This window comes from Streptomyces sp. bgisy027 (assembly GCF_057710365.1).
On sequence record NZ_JBYIVZ010000003.1, the window covers coordinates 140,288 to 154,916 of the forward strand.

Genomic DNA, 14,629 nt, shown 5'->3' on the forward strand with positions numbered 1-14,629 from the left:
CCGTGCCCCGCAGCCGCCCCACGCGCATCGTCGCGCTCGGTGCCCTGGTCGCACTGCTGTCGGCGGCGGCGACGGGCTGCGGTGACGCCGGGGAGCTCCAGGGCGCCGGCTCGACCGAGACCGCGGTCAGCCCGGACAAGCTCTGGCCGAGGCTGACGCCGGCGTCCCGCCCGGCCTATGAGATCGGCGAGGTGAACCGGGAGGTCGTCAAGGGCGTCATGCTCCCTGGCGACGACATCCGTGATGTGAACCCGGTGGCGGTCGTGCGCAAGGAGATGGACAAGAGCCCTGGGGACTACGAGGGCGGGAACGCGCAGTACCGCGAGACCGGCCGGCTGATGGCGCAGTGCGGGGGCGGCGCCGGCCACGGGAAGTGCCCGGTGCTGCGGCCCTACTACCGGGACCTCACGGGCGACGGGCGGCCCGAGCTCACCCTCGGCTTCCGGCTGATGCCCGGCAAGACGATCGCGGTACGCGTCTACACCGTCGAGAAGCACCGGCTCATGCAGGTGATGAGCTGGGACGACGCCATCAGCAGCGTCGAGCTGGCCGGCCGGTCGGTGATCATCCGTTCGCCGTCCGAGGTCGCCGGGTACGAGTACCGGCTCCAGTGGACCTGGGACGCGGACCAGAAGGCGATGCTGCTCACCCACGACGAGATGCTGCGCACCGGGCACCACAGGAAGACGGCCCATCCGTCCCCCTCGCCGTCCGGCTCCCCCTCCCTCACCCCCTCGGCGAGCACGCCATGAGGCTCGCGCTGCCCCAGTGGGCGGGCACGCTGGCCGTGAAGGCCGCCGTCTTCATCACGGTGATGTGCTGTGCGCTGGCCGCGCTGCTCGGCGTGCTCGTGCACGTCTCGGTGACCAACCAGACCGTCGGCCAGGCCCGCGAGCTCGCGCTGTCCCGGCTGGCGGACGCGACGGCGGCGTTCGAGGCCGGGGACCCCACCGGGCCGGGCGTCGAGCTCGATCCGCCGGACCTGCCCGAGTCCCTGCGGAAGATGGCGGTGTCCGGGGAGCGCGGCACGATGGTCGCCGACCACCGCGGCCGGCCCACGATGTGGGCGGCGGGCCCGGCCGACGGCGAGAGGGCGCTCGCGGTCGAGGTGGACTACTCGCAGCAGGCCCGCACCATCGACGGCCTGGACCGGGCGATCGTGTGGTCGTCGGCGCTGGCGATCGGGGTGACGGCGCTGGTGGGCGCGTTCGCGGTGACGCGGGTGACACGGCGGCTGCACGCCACCGCCCGGGTGGCCCGGCGGATCAGCGCGGGCGATCTGGACGCCCGGGTGGACGACCCCCGTACGAAGGAGGACTCGACCCGGCCGCAGGACGAGGTGGCGGTGGTGGCCGCGGCGCTGGACTCCATGGCGTCCTCGTTGCAGGGCAAGCTGCTCGCCGAGCAGCGGTTCACCGCGGACGTCGCGCACGAGTTGCGCACGCCGCTGACCGGGCTGCACGCGGCGGCCGAGCTGCTGCCGCCGGGGCGGCCGACGGAACTGGTGCGGGACCGGGTGTCCGCGCTGCGCACGCTGACCGAGGACCTGCTGGAGATCTCGCGGCTGGACAGCGGGCGCGAGCGGTCCGAGCCGGACAGCGAGCCGCTCGCGGCGCTGGCCGAGCGGGTGGTGCGGGCGTCCGGCACCGAGACCGAGGTCGTCGTGGTGCGGGACGTCGTGGTGGAGACGGACCGGCGGCGGCTGGAGCGGGTGCTCGGCAATCTGGTGGCCAACGCGCACAAGCACGGGCGCGGGCCGGTGTCGCTGACCGTGGACGGTCCGGTGGTCACCGTCAGGGATCACGGGGGCGGCTATCCGGAGTACCTCGTCGCGCACGGGCCGCAGCGGTTCCGTACCGAGGGCGGCGCCAAGGGGCACGGCCTGGGGCTGACCATCGCGTTGGGGCAGGCGGAGGTGCTCGGGGCGCGGCTGTCGTTCGGCAACGCGACCGACGGCGGCGCGGTCGCGACGCTCGTCCTGCGATAGGCACCACCCCTCCCGCGGCATGCTTCCGAGGTGCTTCTCCTATGGCCCATTAGGACGAGCGAACGCCCGATTGGCCCCCTAATGTGGCGATTAGTCAGGTTCGTTCCCTTGTCCTGGAGGTACACATGGCACTGCGATCCCGACTCGCCGTATCCATAGCCGCCGGCGTCCTCGCCGCCGCGGCCGCCGCAACGCCCGCCGTCGCCGACGACGAGTGGGGTTCCCAGAACGGTGGCTCGTCCGGCGAGTCCCAGGGCGGCGACTGGGGCGGGGGCCAAGGAGAAGGAGGGGGCGGTCAGGAAGGGGGCGGGGGAGGAAACCAGGGCGCCGACGGGGGTGGCGAATGGGGCGGATCCGGCGGGGAGTGGAGCCAAGGCGGCAACCAGAGCCAGCAGTTCACCCGGGGCCGCGTCACCGCGAGCTCGCTGCTGCTGCGCTCCGCGCCGAACCGCGGCAGCCAGGTGATCCGGGTCGTCCACCGGGGGGACATCGTGAGGATCTTCTGCAAGACCCAGGGAGAGAGCGTCCAGGGCAACCGCTTCTGGTACCTGCTCGCGGACGGCACCTGGGCCTGGGGCTCGGCCCGTTACATCGAGACCCGGCACGCGCCGCGCTGGTGCTGAACCATTAGGCACACAAGGCGGACTATTTGGGTAAGTTCCGGACATGACCAAGGCCGGAACCACCCTGGTGGCAGCGGACGCTCCCGCTCCCGCCGCACCGCTCCCCCGGCGCCGTGGCATCGAACTGGCCCTCATCGTGGTGGCCGTCCTGCTCTCCGTCTACGGCTACTGCGCGGTCGGCCTCGCCCGTAACGGCACCGTCCCGCCCGGCGCCGCAGGATACGGCGCCGGGCTCGGTGTGCTCGCACTGGTCGCGCATCTGGCCGTACGCCTGCGCGCACCGTCCGCGGACCCGCTGCTGCTGCCGATCGGGGTGCTGCTCAACGGACTCGGCCTGGTGCTGATCTACCGTCTCGACCTGGAGACACCGGGCGACCGGGCCGCGCCCACCCAACTCGTGTGGTCCACCCTGGGAGTGGCACTGTTCATCGTGGTGGTCCTGCTGCTGCGCGACCACCGGGTGCTGCAGCGCTACTCCTACGTCTGTGTGGTCGCCGCGCTCGTCCTGCTCACCCTGCCGATCTTCTTCCCGTCCGTGAACGGCGCCCGCATCTGGATCCGGATCGCCGGATTCTCCATCCAGCCCGGCGAGTTCGCGAAGGTGCTGCTCGCGGTGTTCTTCGCGGCGTACCTGGCCGCCAACCGCAACGCGCTGGCGTACACCGGCCGTCGCGTCCTCGGCATCGACAAGCTCCAGTTGCCCACCGGCCGCGTCCTCGGCCCCATCGTCGCGATCTGGCTGCTGAGCGTGGGCGTGCTGATCCTGGAGCGCGACCTCGGCACCTCGCTGCTGTTCTTCGGCCTGTTCGTGGTCCTGCTGTACGTCGCCACCGGGCGCACCGGCTGGATCGCCCTCGGCCTGCTGCTCGCGGCGCTCGGCGCGGTGGCCGTCGGCGAGTTGGAGCCGCATGTGCACGGCCGGGTCGAGGACTGGCGGCACCCGTTCGCGTCGATCGCCGCCGGCGAGGGCCCCAACCAGCTGTCGCAGTCGCTGTTCGCCTTCGCGGCGGGCGGCACGTTCGGCACCGGACTGGGCCTCGGCCACTCCATCCTGATCGGCTTCGCGGCCAAGTCCGACTTCATCCTGGCGACGGCCGGGGAGGAGCTGGGCCTCGCGGGCCTGTCCGCGATCTTCATCCTCTACGGCCTGCTGGTGGAGCGCGGTTACCGGGCCGGCCTCGCCCTGCGCGACCCGTTCGGCCGGCTGCTCGCGGTCGGGCTCGCCTCGATCGTGGCGCTCCAGGTGTTCGTGATCGCGGGCGGGGTGACCGGGCTGATCCCGCTGACCGGCATGGCGATGCCGTTCCTGGCGCAGGGCGGCTCGTCGGTGGTCACCAACTGGGCGATCGTGGCGCTGCTGATCCGGGTCAGCGACAGGGCCCGCAGCAGACTCGGCGTGCCCAAGGGCGAGGAGGCCGCCCGATGACCCGGCACATCCGGCACGCCGCGTTCTTCTGCGCCCTGCTGCTCATCGCGCTGCTCGTCAACGCCACCCGCATCCAGGTCTTCGAGGCCCCGTCCTACGACGACAACATCGCCAACCGCCGCACCACGATCTCCCGTTACGGACAGCCCCGCGGCGACATCCTGGTCGACGGCGAACCGGTCACCGGCTCCCACGACACCGGCGAGCACCTGCGCTACGAGCGGACGTACACCAACGGCCCGATGTACGCGCCCGTCACCGGCTTCGCCTCGCAGGAGTACGGCACGACGTTCCTGGAGCACGCGCAGGACGGCGTGCTCGCGGGCACGGACCCGCTGCTCTCCCGTTTCCCGTGGAGCGGCGCCGACGGCGGCCGGAACCCCGGCGGTGACGTCGTCACCACGCTGCGCCGGGCCGCGCAGGAGGCGGCGTACGAGGGGCTGGCGGGCCGCAAGGGCGCGGTGGCCGCGATCGAGCCGTCGACGGGACGCATCCTGGCGCTGGTCTCGGCTCCCTCCTACGACCCGTCCGCCCTGTCCGGGAACGGCGCCTCGGTGACCCGGTCCTGGGCGTCGCTGAACCGCGACAAGGACCGGCCGATGCTGAACCGGGCGGTGCGCAAGACGTATCCCCCGGGCTCGACCTTCAAGGTGGTGACGGCGGCCGCGGCGCTCGACGCGGGCGTGGTCGAGGACCTGGACGAGCCGACCGACTCCCCCGACCCGTACACCCTGCCGGGCACCCGGACCTCGCTGACGAACGAGTCCGAGGGCTGTGCGGACGTCCCGCTGCGCAAGGCGTTCGAGTGGTCCTGCAACACCGTGTTCGCGCGCCTCGGGGTCAGGACGGGCGTGGACGGGATGACGCGGACGGCGGACGCCTTCGGCTTCAACGACGCGAACCTGAAGATCCCCTACTCGGTCGCCGAGAGCACCTTCGACTCCGAGGTGGACCGGGCACAGCTCGCGCTGTCCTCGATCGGGCAGTACAACACCCGCGCCACCCCGCTCCAGATGGCGATGGTCGCGGCGGCCGTGGCCAACGGCGGTCAGGTGCGCTCGCCGTACCTGGTGGAGCGCACGACCCGGGCGAGCGGCACCACGGTGGCGGCGGCCGGCTCCCGCCCCTCCCGGCAGGCGATGCGCCCGTCGACCGCGAGGCTCCTGAAGGAGCTGATGGTGGACGTCGTACGGGAGGGCACCGGCACCAACGCCTGGATCCCGGGCGCGACGGTGGGCGGCAAGACCGGCACGGCCCAGCACGGCCTCGGCAACTCCGGCACGCCGTACGCCTGGTTCGTCTCCTGGGCCAAGGGCGACCGCGATCTGGAGCCCAAGGTGGCGGTCGCGGTGGTGGTGGAGGACGCTGACGCGGACCGCGGGGAGATCAGCGGCGGCGGGGACGCGGCGCCGATCGCCCGCGCGGTGATGGAGGCGGTGCTGAAGTCACCCTCGGGCGACGGCGGTTGACGTCGGTTCCTGGATCAGGGCGGCCGGCAGGGCGACGTAGGCGGTGACGCCCGTGCCCCCGGTGGGGCGGAGCTCGACCTGGGCGCCGAGGCGGGCGGCGAGGGCGCCGACGACGTGGTGGCCGAGGAACCGGGTCGGTGCGGCGTGCAGGGAGTCGCCCTTCCCCGACAGCACGGCGTTGGCCTCGGCCATGCGCTCCGGTGTCATGCCGATGCCCCGGTCCACGACGGCCAGGCAGTACTCGGCGGCGTCCGGCCAGCCGTAGACCTCGACGGGCTGGGTGGGCGGGCTGAACATCAGCGCGTTCTCCACCAGCTCGGCGATCAGATGGGACAGCTCGGCGACGCTGTGGCCGCGGATGCCGCACCGCTGGACGTCCACGGCGGTCACCCTCCGGTACTGCTCGACCTCCGCGACGGCCGACCGCACCACGTCCGTGACGGCGACCGTGCCCTTCCAGGACCGGGCCGGCGACTCCTCACCGGCCAGCACCAGCAGGGACTCGGCGTTGCGGCGCATCCGGGTGGCCAGGTGGTCGAGTTCGAAGAGCTCGGCGAGGGCGTCCGGGTCGAGCTCCTGGCTCTCCAGGGTGGTGATCAGGCCGAGCTGCCGGTTGAGCAGGCTCTGGTTGCGGCGGCCGAGGCTGGCCAGGGACTCGGTGCTGGTGCGGCGCAGGACGGCCTGCTGGGCGGCGAGGCCGACGGCGGTGTCCTCGACGTTGCGCAGGGCGGCGGCCAGCCGGATGATCTCCCGTGCGCCGCCCGGGAGTCCGGGCCGCGCGGCCCCGTCGCCGTGCGCGCCGCCGGGGTCGGCCTCCTGGACCCGCCGTACCGCCTCGGGCAGCCGCGCCCCGGCGACGGCGTCCGCCTCGTCGGCGAGGGCGCCCAGCGGACGGGTGATGGAGCGGGCCGAGAAGACGGCGAGCGCGACGGCCACGCCCAGGATCAGCGCCCCGAGGGCGAGGAACCCGCCGAGCTGCCGCGTGGCGGCGGAGCCGGCGTCGGCGGCCCGCGCACGGACGTCGTCCCCGGCCTCCCTCTGCACGCCGTGCAGATCGTCCACGAGGGTGGTCATGTCGGCCCACCAGCGGGCGGGGGCCACGTCGAGAGCGGACCCGTCGGCCCCGCGCTCGGCCCGCGCCTCGTACCCGGCGACCCGGCGCGCGGCGCCCGTGCCGAAGGCGTCGTCGAGGGCGGACTCCACCTCTCCCCGGGCGAGTTGCCGGAACTGCCCGAGCGCGGCCACCCGGGTGGCGCGGACCTCCGTGAAGTCGAGGTACTCACCGGAGCGGAACCGCCCCGCCGCGAACACCCCGTTGAGCGAACCGCGTTCGAGCGCGACGGCCTCCGTGCCCCGGGCGAGGGCCTGCAGGGCCTGCACGCCCTGCGCGATACGCCGGTCGCCGTCCGGGACACCGGCCGACTCGGCGTCGATGAGACGCGTGACGGCCTTGGTGTAGGCGCGCAGGGTGGCGGCGCGCTCGGCGGTGCCGGTGTCGACGTGCTCGCGCGTGGTGGCGAGGGCGGCGAGCGGAACGTCGGCGGCACGCAGGGCGGAGACGAGCGGACCGCTCTCCTTCTCCAGCGCGGCGCTCAGGTCCTCCCGCGCCCGGTCGGTACGGGTCCGCTGTGCGACGACGTCGTCCAGGTACCCCTTCTCGCCCCCCAGCAGCCCGTTGGTCAGCCCGCGTTCCCGCTGCACCTCCCGGACGAGCCCCTGCACCCGCAGCAGCACCCCGACATGTGCCTCGGTGTCCCGTGCCGCGGAGAAGTCGGCGGCCCGGTCGGCGACGCCGAGCCCGGTGAGAGCGAGCAGCAGACACGTCGGAACGGCCAGCACTATGGCCATACGGCCACGAATGGAGCTCCAGCCGGGCAGCGCGGCGGAGCGGCGGACGATCGGGCGAAAGGCAATCAGTAAGTTCCCCGTCATGCTCCGTGAAGCTACGGGCGGGCCGGTCAGGGCACGGTTTCCCGCCCGTAAGACGGCGGTACACAGGTACTCACCCGCCCGCCGTCGCGGCTGTGAAAGAGGGACATGTGCCCACGTACTGAGACGCCCTCTGGGCCACCGCCGACGGCCGACCTATCGTTCGGTCCATGCCGACATCAACCAACCCGGACCCCGCCTTCGAACTCGCCCAGGTCAACATCGGCCGTCTCAAGGCGCCGCTGGACTCACCGCAGTTGAAGGACTTCGTCGACAACCTCGACCCCGTGAACGCCGACGCCGAGGCCGCGGACGGCTTCGTGTGGCGGCTGAAGGACGACTCGGGCGACGCGACCGGCGTGCCCGTCTTCGGGGACGAGTGGCTGATCATCAACCTGACGATGTGGCGCGACACGAACGCCCTGACGGCGTACATGTACCAGGGCCGGCACCGCGAGATGCTGGCCCGCCGCCGCGAGTGGTTCGAGCGTGTCCAGGAGGCGATGACGGCCCTGTGGTGGGTCCCGGCGGGCCACCGCCCGACGGTCGCGGAGGCCGAGTCCCGCCTCCTCCACCTGCGAACGAACGGCCCCACCCCGCACGCCTTCACCCTGCGCACGTCGTTCCCGCCGCAGGGAACGCAGCCGGTACCGGGCGAAGTCCCGGACGACCTGGGGTGCTCGGTCTAGGAGATCAGACCTGCGGGTCCGGGGGCTCAGGCGGAAGCGCAACCGGAGGTCGGCGATTGAGGGCGTTGAGCTCGATAGTGAGAGGGAAAGGTACAGTCAGCTTCAGCCGGTCGTGATGGATGCCCGTGATGACGTACGTGTTCGTGGACCGATCGAGCTCATAGGTGTAGACCACCGGGAGGCCCTCGCTCTCCTCCACTCGCCAGTAGTGCGGAATACCCGCGGCCGCGTACTTACGCGGCTTGATCTCCCGATCACGCTCCACGGAGTCCTCCGAGACGACTTCGACGGCGAGGACGACGACATCGGAGTGGTGCCAGGTCTGATGCGGACCGGTATCGGCGTCCGCTCGGTACACCAGGACGTCCGGCTCGGGCCGGTTACGTCGGTCCAGCATGACACTGAACTCGCGGTCGACGTCATAAGCATCCGGCGCCTGGCTGAGCAGGGCGTACTCGAGAAGACGGATGGTGCGCAGGTGAAAGCGGGTCTGCGGACTCACGAGAATGAGACTCCCGTCGATCAGCTCCGTGTGCGGAGGAAGATTCGGGAGTCGGTCCAGGTCATCCGCCGTCCAGCCGCCCTCCGGCGGACGGGGCCACTCGAAGTCGTCGTCCAGCCCGTACTCGCGTGCGGCGCTCATGATTGCTCCCATGCGGCGGAGTCTGCCTGGCACAGTCAGCCTACCCAGGCGAATATGCCGATTCGCCCCTCGCCCGAGTGATCACCCATCAAGGCGTTGACCTGCCTCGACAGCCTCCTCCACCTCCGCCACCCGCTCCCGCTCCTCCACCGCGAACCGCTCGGCGTCGAGCTTCTCGGCGATTTCCTCGTCCTGAGCCATCAGCAGATCGAGATTGGAGTCGCCCATCTCGAACACGCCCATGTCGACATAGGCCTGCTGAAGGCGTTTCCCCCACAGGCCGATGTCCTTCACGCACGGCACGATCCGCGAGAACAGCAGCCGCCGGAACAGCTGCAGAAACTCCGAGCGCTCGCTGATCTGCTCCGCCTCGGCCTTCGGAATGCCGAAGTTCTCCAGGACCTCGACGCCCCGCAGCCGGTCGCGCATCAGATAGCAGCCCTCGATGACGAACTCCTCGCGCTCACGCAGTTCGGCATCGGTCAGCTGTTTGTAGTAGTCCCGCAGCGCCATCCGCCCGAAGGCCACGTGCCGCGCCTCGTCCTGCATCACATAGGCCAGGATCTGCTTGGGCAGCGGCTTGGTCGTCGTGTCGCGGATCATCCCGAACGCGGCCAGCGCGAGCCCCTCGATCAGCACCTGCATCCCGAGGTACGGCATGTCCCACCGGCTGTCGCGCAGCGTGTCGCCGAGCAGCGACTGGAGGTTGTCGTTGATCGGGTAGAGCATCCCGATCTTCTCGTGCAGGAAGCGCCCGTAGATCTCGGCGTGCCGCGCCTCGTCCATCGTCTGCGTCGCCGAGTAGAACTTGGCGTCCATGTCGGGCACCGACTCCACGATCCGCGCCGCACAGATCATCGCGCCCTGCTCGCCGTGCAGGAACTGGCTGAACTGCCAGGAGGCGTAGTGCTGCCGCAGCTCACCGCGCTCGCGCTCGTTCATCTTCGTCCAGTACGGCGTCCCGTGGAGCGCCATGGCCTCTTCCGGCGTACCGAGCGCGTCGTACGGATCGACCTCCAGCTCCCAGTCGATCCGGCGCTGCCCGTCCCACTGCTTGTCCTTGCCCTTCTGGTACAGGGCCAGCAGCCGCTCGCGCCCGTTGTCGTACTCCCAGCCGAAACGGGCCGAGCCGGCGGCCGGCACCTGCCAGAGGGGTTCTCCCGGATCGTTCGCGTACAGGTCGTATGTCGGCATGTTCGGCAGGCTCACACGTGGTAGACGCGGGGTCAACAAGTCCTGCGCAAGGGATTGACGCCCTTGCTGACAAGCAGTCTCATAAGAGTCGGACGACGTACCCCCGGTAACAGAGGTGAGGGACCGATGACGACCCTGACGGAAGCCGACGCGCTGGACGGCCTGCGCGACGCGCTCGGGCTGCTCAAGGACCGCGAACAGGTGGCGGAACGCCTCCTTGCCTCCTCCGCCAAGCACTCCTTCGACCCCGACAAGGAGCTGGACTGGGAGGCGCCCTTCGAGGAGGGCAAGTGGTTCTGGCCCCCGGAGCTCGTCTCGCTCTACGACACCCCGATGTGGAAGCGGATGAGCGAGGAGCAGCGCATCCTCCTCTCCCAGCACGAGGCGGCCGCGCTGGCCTCGCTGGGCATCTGGTTCGAGATCATCCTGATGCAGCTCCTGGTCCGCCACATCTACGACAAGTCGGCGACGAGCGCCCACGTCCGCTACGCACTCACCGAGATCGAGGACGAGTGCCGCCACTCCAAGATGTTCGCCCGCCTGATCTCCCACGGCGGCACCCCCTGGTACCCCGTGAGCCGGGCCCACCAGCACCTGGGCCGCCTGTTCAAGACGATCTCCACCACCCCGGGTTCCTTCACGGCGACCCTCCTCGGCGAGGAGGTCCTCGACTGGATGCAGCGCCTGACCTTCCCGGACGAGCGCGTCCAGACCCTCATCCGCGGCGTCACCCGCATCCACGTGGTCGAGGAGGCCCGCCACGTCCGCTACGCCCGCGAGGAACTGCGCCGCCAGATGCTGACGGCCCCGAAGTGGTCCCAGGAGTTCACCCGCGTCACCTCGGGCGAGTTCGCCCGCGTCTTCTCGGTCGCCTTCGTCAACCCCGAGGTCTACACGAACCTCGGCCTCGACAAGCGGGAGGCCCTGGCCCAGGTGAAGGCCAGCGGCCACCGCCGAGAGGTCATGCAGACAGGCGCCAAGCGCCTCACCGACTTCCTGGACGACATAGGCGTACTGCGCGGAGTGGGCCGCCGCCTGTGGAAGTCGTCGGGCCTGCTGGCATAGAGGCACGCGACCGGCAGCCGCATACGGCGGCAACGGGACGTGCCGGGGGGTGTCCGCCCGCAGCGGCGGGCGTCAAGGCACAGCACCCTTCTGATAGCGAGCAACCGCCCGAACGAGGACGGACACCCCCGGCACGTCCCCGCCCCCCAACCCACCGCCACGCGCCACCCGCACCCCCACTCTCCGCCACAGGCCGCCGCAGGCACCCCCGGCCCACCCGCCGGAAGCTACGCTGCTGGTCATGACGCCCTCGGCCCCCACCCCCGCCTACCGTCGCCTCAGCGTCGAGGAACGCCGCAGCCAACTCCTCGACGCCGCCCTCGGCCTCTTCGCCCACCGCACCCCCGAGGACGTCTCCCTGGACGACGTGGCAGAAGCGGCCGGCGTCTCACGCCCCCTCGTCTACCGCTACTTCCCCGGCGGCAAGCAGCAGCTCTACGAGGCCGCCCTCCGCTCGGCCGCCGAAGAACTCCAGAACTGCTTCGACGAGCCCCGCGACGGCCCTCTCCTCGCCCGTCTCGCCCGTGCGCTGGACCGCTACCTCACCTTCGTCGACCAGCACGACACCGGATTCAGCGCCCTGCTCCAGGGCGGCAGCGTCGTGGAGACCTCCCGCACCACGGCCATCGTCGACGGCGTACGCCGCGCCGCCGCCGAGCACATCCTCAGCCACCTGGACGTCGCCGACCCCGGCCTCCACCTGCGCATGACCGTGCGGGTGTGGATCACCACGGTCGAGGCGGCCTCCCTGATCTGGCTCGACGAGGGCAAGCAGCCCCCGATGCCGGACCTGCGCGACTGGCTGGTCGACCAGTTCGCGGCGGCACTCGCCGTGACGGCGGCCCGGGACCCCCGGACGGCCGCACTGGCACAGAAGCTCGCCGACGACCGATAGCCGACACTGTTCCGGTGAAGACCGAAGACACCCCCTTCGAGGGCGGCCCGATGGACGGCCGCGTACTCCCCGTCCTGCTGGGCATCACCAGCCACCCGCCCAAGACGTACCGCATCCCGGTCCCCGACCCGCACGGCGGCCCGCCCACGGTCCTCGTCTACCGCCGCGTCCCGCGCACGCAGGGCGCCCGCCCGGGCCTCAGCCGCCGCTGGAAGTACGAGTACGACCCCGAGGGCAGGCGGAGCAGCCGCCTGAAGTGGCCGTGGTCCAAGCCAGACACCACGCCGCCCGGCAAGCCACACGACCCGGACGAGTGACCTCGCTGCGCCGAACCGCGCACATCCGCCGCGCGAACCCGGTGTGATCGTCCGATGCTCACGATGTGGAGCGGAGAGCCCGCCCGCATCGGAGGTGATGTCGTGTCAGGAAGGCTTCTGCGTCTGGCGTGTACGGCGGCGGCCGCGGCAGCCGCCGTACTCCTCGCCCCCACCCCCACGCTGGCCACTCCCCAGGAGCGCTCCACCGCAGAGCTCCTGACGGACCTTCAGCAGCTGTACCGAGAGACCGAACAGGCCACCGAGACCTACAACGCCACCGCGGAGAAGCTTCGGAAACAGCGCGCCGAGGTGGCCCGCCTGGACACCGCCCTGGCCCGAGCCCGTCTGTCCCTGCACGACAGCAGGGGCGCGGCCGGCCGGCTGGCCCGGCAGCAGTACCAGAACACCACCGACATCTCCCCGTACGTCCGGCTGCTGCTGGCCGCCGACCCGCAGCACGCCCTCGACCAGGGCCATGTCATCGGCCGCCTGGCCCGAGAACGCGCCGAGACGGTCGGCCGTCTGACCGGCGGCGAACGCGAGGCCGCCGACCTGGCCCGCAAGGCCCGCGAGGCACTCGACGGTCAACTCGTCCTCGCCGAACGGCAGAAGAAGGACCGCGACGGCGTCCTGAAACAGCTGCGCAAGGTGGAGGAACTCCTGTCGTCCCTCACTCCCGCGCAGCTCGCCGCGCTGGCACAGCTGGAGAACGAGGACACGGCCGAGGCGCAGCAGGCCTTCCTCGCCTCGGGCGCCCTCGCACAGGACGACCACAAGCCGTCCTCCGAGGGCGCCCGGGCGATCCGCTACGCGAAGCGGCAGCTCGGCAAGCCGTACAAGTGGGGCGCGGAGGGCCCGAAGTCGTACGACTGCTCGGGCCTGACGTCCAAGGCGTGGGCCCACGCCGGAACGCGCATCCCGCGCACCAGCCAGGAGCAGTGGGCGCGGCTGGACCGCGTCCCGCTGACCGAGCTGCGCCCCGGCGACCTGGTCGTCTACTTCCCGGACGCCACGCACGTCGCCCTGTACGTGGGCAAGGGCAAGGTGGTCCAGGCGCCGCGCACCGGGGAGAAGGTCAAGATCTCCCCGATCGCGTCGAACCCGGTCCTGGGCGCCGTACGCCCACAGGTCAAGCCCCAGCGACCTCACCGAGATAGGCCGCGGTCTTCTCCGGCTCATAAAAGTAGTGCTCGAAGTCAGCCGGGTCGTTGAACCCGTTGGCGAACCGGTCGGCGACCGGCTGGAGCTGACCGGCGGCGCCGATGAGGTTGAGGATGTGCTCCGGCGGCGGTGCCAGCATGGCGTTGGTCCACTTGGTGACGTGCTGCGCGGTGTCCCAGTAGCGGTCGAACGTGGCGCGCATCCAGGTCTCGTCGAACTCCTCGTCCCCGTGCTCCAGGATCGAGGCGAGGTAGGCGGCGGCGCACTTGGACGCGGAGTTGGACCCCTGGCCGGTGATGGGGTCGTTGGCCACGACGACGTCCGCGACGCCCAGCACGAGCCCGCCGCCGGGGAGCCGCCCGACCGGGTTGCGCACGGTCGGCGCGTACCGCCCGCTCAGCGTGCCGCCGGCGTCCGTGAGCTCGACCTTGGTGGCCCGGGCGTACTCCCAGGGCACGTACCGCTCCATGAGTCCCAGGGTCAGGGAGAGGTGCTCGGCCGGGTCCTTCACGCCGTCGAAGACGTCGAGCGGGCCGCCGGGTATGCCCTCCCAGAACAGGATGTCCGCGCGTCCGGAGGTCGTCAGACACGGCATGACGAACAGCTCGCCGACACCGGGGACGAGGTTGCAGCGCACGCCCTCGGTGTCCGGGTGCTCCGGACGCGGACCGAGGCCATGGACGTACGACACGGCCAGCGCGCGCTGCGGCTCGCTGTAAGGGGAGCGCTCCGCGTCCCGCCCGAACATCTGGACGAGCTCGCCCTTGCCCGCCGACACCAGCACCAGGTCGTACGTACGGGAGAAGTAGTCGAGGTCGCCGACCGCCGCACCGTGGATGACCAGCTGGCCCCCGCGCTGGGCGAACGTCTCCATCCAGCCGGCCATCTTCACGCGCTGGTCGACGGACTGCGCGAACGCGTCGAAGCGCCCGAGCCAGTCGATCGCGCGGGCCGCGGGACCCTCGCTCCAGGAGCCGGGGGCCGCGACCGAGACGCCGAGCCCTTCGATCTTCGGGGCCTGGGACTCCCAGAAGTTCAGCTGGAGGTCGCGCTCGTGCTGCAGCGCGGTGTGGAACATGCACTGCGTGGACATGACCCGGCCGGAGCGGATCTCGTCCGCCGTCCGGTTGGACATCAGGGTGACCTCGTACCCGTTCGACTGGAGTCCGAGGGCGATCTGGAGTCCGGCCTGGCCGGCTCCGACGACGAGTATCTTCCGCATGCGGGTGGT

Annotated in this window: 14 protein-coding genes; 10 read left to right on the forward strand and 4 right to left on the reverse strand. The window is 71.4% G+C overall.

From position 1 onward, the window contains the following. Positions 1 to 2: 2 nt before the first annotated feature. From AC3ETA_RS04360 to AC3ETA_RS04380, 5 genes are all read left to right on the forward strand, one after another. The gene (locus tag AC3ETA_RS04360) at positions 3 to 752 is read left to right on the forward strand and encodes a hypothetical protein (protein WP_432191466.1); all 750 of its coding nucleotides are present in this window, start codon (positions 3 to 5) and stop codon (positions 750 to 752) included. Next, positions 749 to 1,987, forward strand: coding sequence for an ATP-binding protein (locus AC3ETA_RS04365; protein ID WP_432191467.1), 1,239 nt, complete (start codon positions 749 to 751; stop codon positions 1,985 to 1,987). Before AC3ETA_RS04360 ends, AC3ETA_RS04365 begins: the two co-directional genes overlap by 4 nt. Positions 1,988 to 2,112: 125 nt before the next feature. Beyond that, positions 2,113 to 2,610, forward strand: coding sequence for an SH3 domain-containing protein (locus tag AC3ETA_RS04370; RefSeq protein ID WP_432191468.1), 498 nt, complete (start codon positions 2,113 to 2,115; stop codon positions 2,608 to 2,610). A 43-nt stretch (positions 2,611 to 2,653) separates the two neighbouring features. Continuing rightward, on the forward strand, positions 2,654 to 4,036 hold the full coding sequence (locus tag AC3ETA_RS04375) for an FtsW/RodA/SpoVE family cell cycle protein (RefSeq protein WP_432191469.1): 1,383 nt from the start codon (positions 2,654 to 2,656) through the stop codon (positions 4,034 to 4,036). Next, complete coding sequence (locus AC3ETA_RS04380; RefSeq protein ID WP_432191470.1) at positions 4,033 to 5,505, forward strand: penicillin-binding transpeptidase domain-containing protein; 1,473 nt, start codon at positions 4,033 to 4,035, stop codon at positions 5,503 to 5,505. Before AC3ETA_RS04375 ends, AC3ETA_RS04380 begins: the two co-directional genes overlap by 4 nt. Here AC3ETA_RS04380 and AC3ETA_RS04385 read toward each other — a convergent pair. After that, positions 5,482 to 7,437 carry a sensor histidine kinase gene (locus tag AC3ETA_RS04385; protein ID WP_432191471.1) on the reverse strand — a complete coding sequence of 652 codons (1,956 nt, stop codon included), beginning with the start codon at positions 7,435 to 7,437 and terminating at the stop codon, positions 5,482 to 5,484. The genes AC3ETA_RS04380 and AC3ETA_RS04385 overlap by 24 nt on opposite strands. A 167-nt stretch (positions 7,438 to 7,604) precedes the next feature. On the opposite strand from AC3ETA_RS04385, the gene AC3ETA_RS04390 reads away from it, so the two are divergent. Then, a complete protein-coding gene (locus AC3ETA_RS04390) occupies positions 7,605 to 8,123 on the forward strand; it encodes a DUF3291 domain-containing protein (protein WP_432191472.1) in 519 nt (172 codons plus the stop codon). Between the two features lie 4 nt (positions 8,124 to 8,127). Here the strand turns inward: AC3ETA_RS04390 and AC3ETA_RS04395 are convergent, their stop codons facing one another. Both AC3ETA_RS04395 and AC3ETA_RS04400 read right to left on the reverse strand, forming a co-directional pair. Further along, a complete protein-coding gene (locus AC3ETA_RS04395; protein WP_432191473.1) occupies positions 8,128 to 8,766 on the reverse strand; it encodes a Uma2 family endonuclease in 639 nt (212 codons plus the stop codon). Between the two features lie 81 nt (positions 8,767 to 8,847). Next, a complete protein-coding gene (locus AC3ETA_RS04400; protein WP_432191474.1) occupies positions 8,848 to 9,960 on the reverse strand; it encodes a ferritin-like domain-containing protein in 1,113 nt (370 codons plus the stop codon). Between the two features lie 126 nt (positions 9,961 to 10,086). Here AC3ETA_RS04400 and AC3ETA_RS04405 point away from each other — a divergent pair, with 126 nt between their 5' ends. From AC3ETA_RS04405 to AC3ETA_RS04420, 4 genes are all read left to right on the forward strand, one after another. Then, positions 10,087 to 11,025: an AurF N-oxygenase family protein gene (locus tag AC3ETA_RS04405; protein WP_432191475.1), complete on the forward strand. Its 939-nt coding sequence runs from the start codon at positions 10,087 to 10,089 to the stop codon at positions 11,023 to 11,025. Between the two features lie 241 nt (positions 11,026 to 11,266). Continuing rightward, positions 11,267 to 11,920, forward strand: a complete 654-nt coding sequence (locus AC3ETA_RS04410; RefSeq protein WP_432191476.1) for a TetR/AcrR family transcriptional regulator — start codon at positions 11,267 to 11,269, stop codon at positions 11,918 to 11,920. 14 nt (positions 11,921 to 11,934) lie between these two features. Further along, complete coding sequence (locus AC3ETA_RS04415; protein ID WP_432191477.1) at positions 11,935 to 12,237, forward strand: hypothetical protein; 303 nt, start codon at positions 11,935 to 11,937, stop codon at positions 12,235 to 12,237. Positions 12,238 to 12,339: 102 nt separating this feature from the next. After that, positions 12,340 to 13,449 carry a C40 family peptidase gene (locus AC3ETA_RS04420; RefSeq protein ID WP_432191478.1) on the forward strand — a complete coding sequence of 370 codons (1,110 nt, stop codon included), beginning with the start codon at positions 12,340 to 12,342 and terminating at the stop codon, positions 13,447 to 13,449. Here the strand turns inward: AC3ETA_RS04420 and AC3ETA_RS04425 are convergent. Next, positions 13,367 to 14,620, reverse strand: a complete 1,254-nt coding sequence (locus tag AC3ETA_RS04425; protein WP_432191479.1) for a styrene monooxygenase/indole monooxygenase family protein — start codon at positions 14,618 to 14,620, stop codon at positions 13,367 to 13,369. The two genes, AC3ETA_RS04420 and AC3ETA_RS04425, sit on opposite strands and share 83 nt — an antisense overlap. Positions 14,621 to 14,629 lie beyond the last annotated feature (9 nt).

Coding starts and splice junctions, on each gene's coding strand:
- AC3ETA_RS04365 (WP_432191467.1), top strand. CDS start 749: ATGAGGCTCGCGCTGCCCCAGTGGGCGGGCACGCTGGCCGTGAAGGCC.
- AC3ETA_RS04370 (WP_432191468.1), top strand. CDS start 2,113: ATGGCACTGCGATCCCGACTCGCCGTATCCATAGCCGCCGGCGTCCTC.
- AC3ETA_RS04375 (WP_432191469.1), top strand. CDS start 2,654: ATGACCAAGGCCGGAACCACCCTGGTGGCAGCGGACGCTCCCGCTCCC.
- AC3ETA_RS04380 (WP_432191470.1), top strand. CDS start 4,033: ATGACCCGGCACATCCGGCACGCCGCGTTCTTCTGCGCCCTGCTGCTC.
- AC3ETA_RS04385 (WP_432191471.1), bottom strand. CDS start 7,437: ATGACGGGGAACTTACTGATTGCCTTTCGCCCGATCGTCCGCCGCTCC.
- AC3ETA_RS04390 (WP_432191472.1), top strand. CDS start 7,605: ATGCCGACATCAACCAACCCGGACCCCGCCTTCGAACTCGCCCAGGTC.
- AC3ETA_RS04395 (WP_432191473.1), bottom strand. CDS start 8,766: ATGAGCGCCGCACGCGAGTACGGGCTGGACGACGACTTCGAGTGGCCC.
- AC3ETA_RS04400 (WP_432191474.1), bottom strand. CDS start 9,960: ATGCCGACATACGACCTGTACGCGAACGATCCGGGAGAACCCCTCTGG.
- AC3ETA_RS04405 (WP_432191475.1), top strand. CDS start 10,087: ATGACGACCCTGACGGAAGCCGACGCGCTGGACGGCCTGCGCGACGCG.
- AC3ETA_RS04410 (WP_432191476.1), top strand. CDS start 11,267: ATGACGCCCTCGGCCCCCACCCCCGCCTACCGTCGCCTCAGCGTCGAG.
- AC3ETA_RS04425 (WP_432191479.1), bottom strand. CDS start 14,620: ATGCGGAAGATACTCGTCGTCGGAGCCGGCCAGGCCGGACTCCAGATC.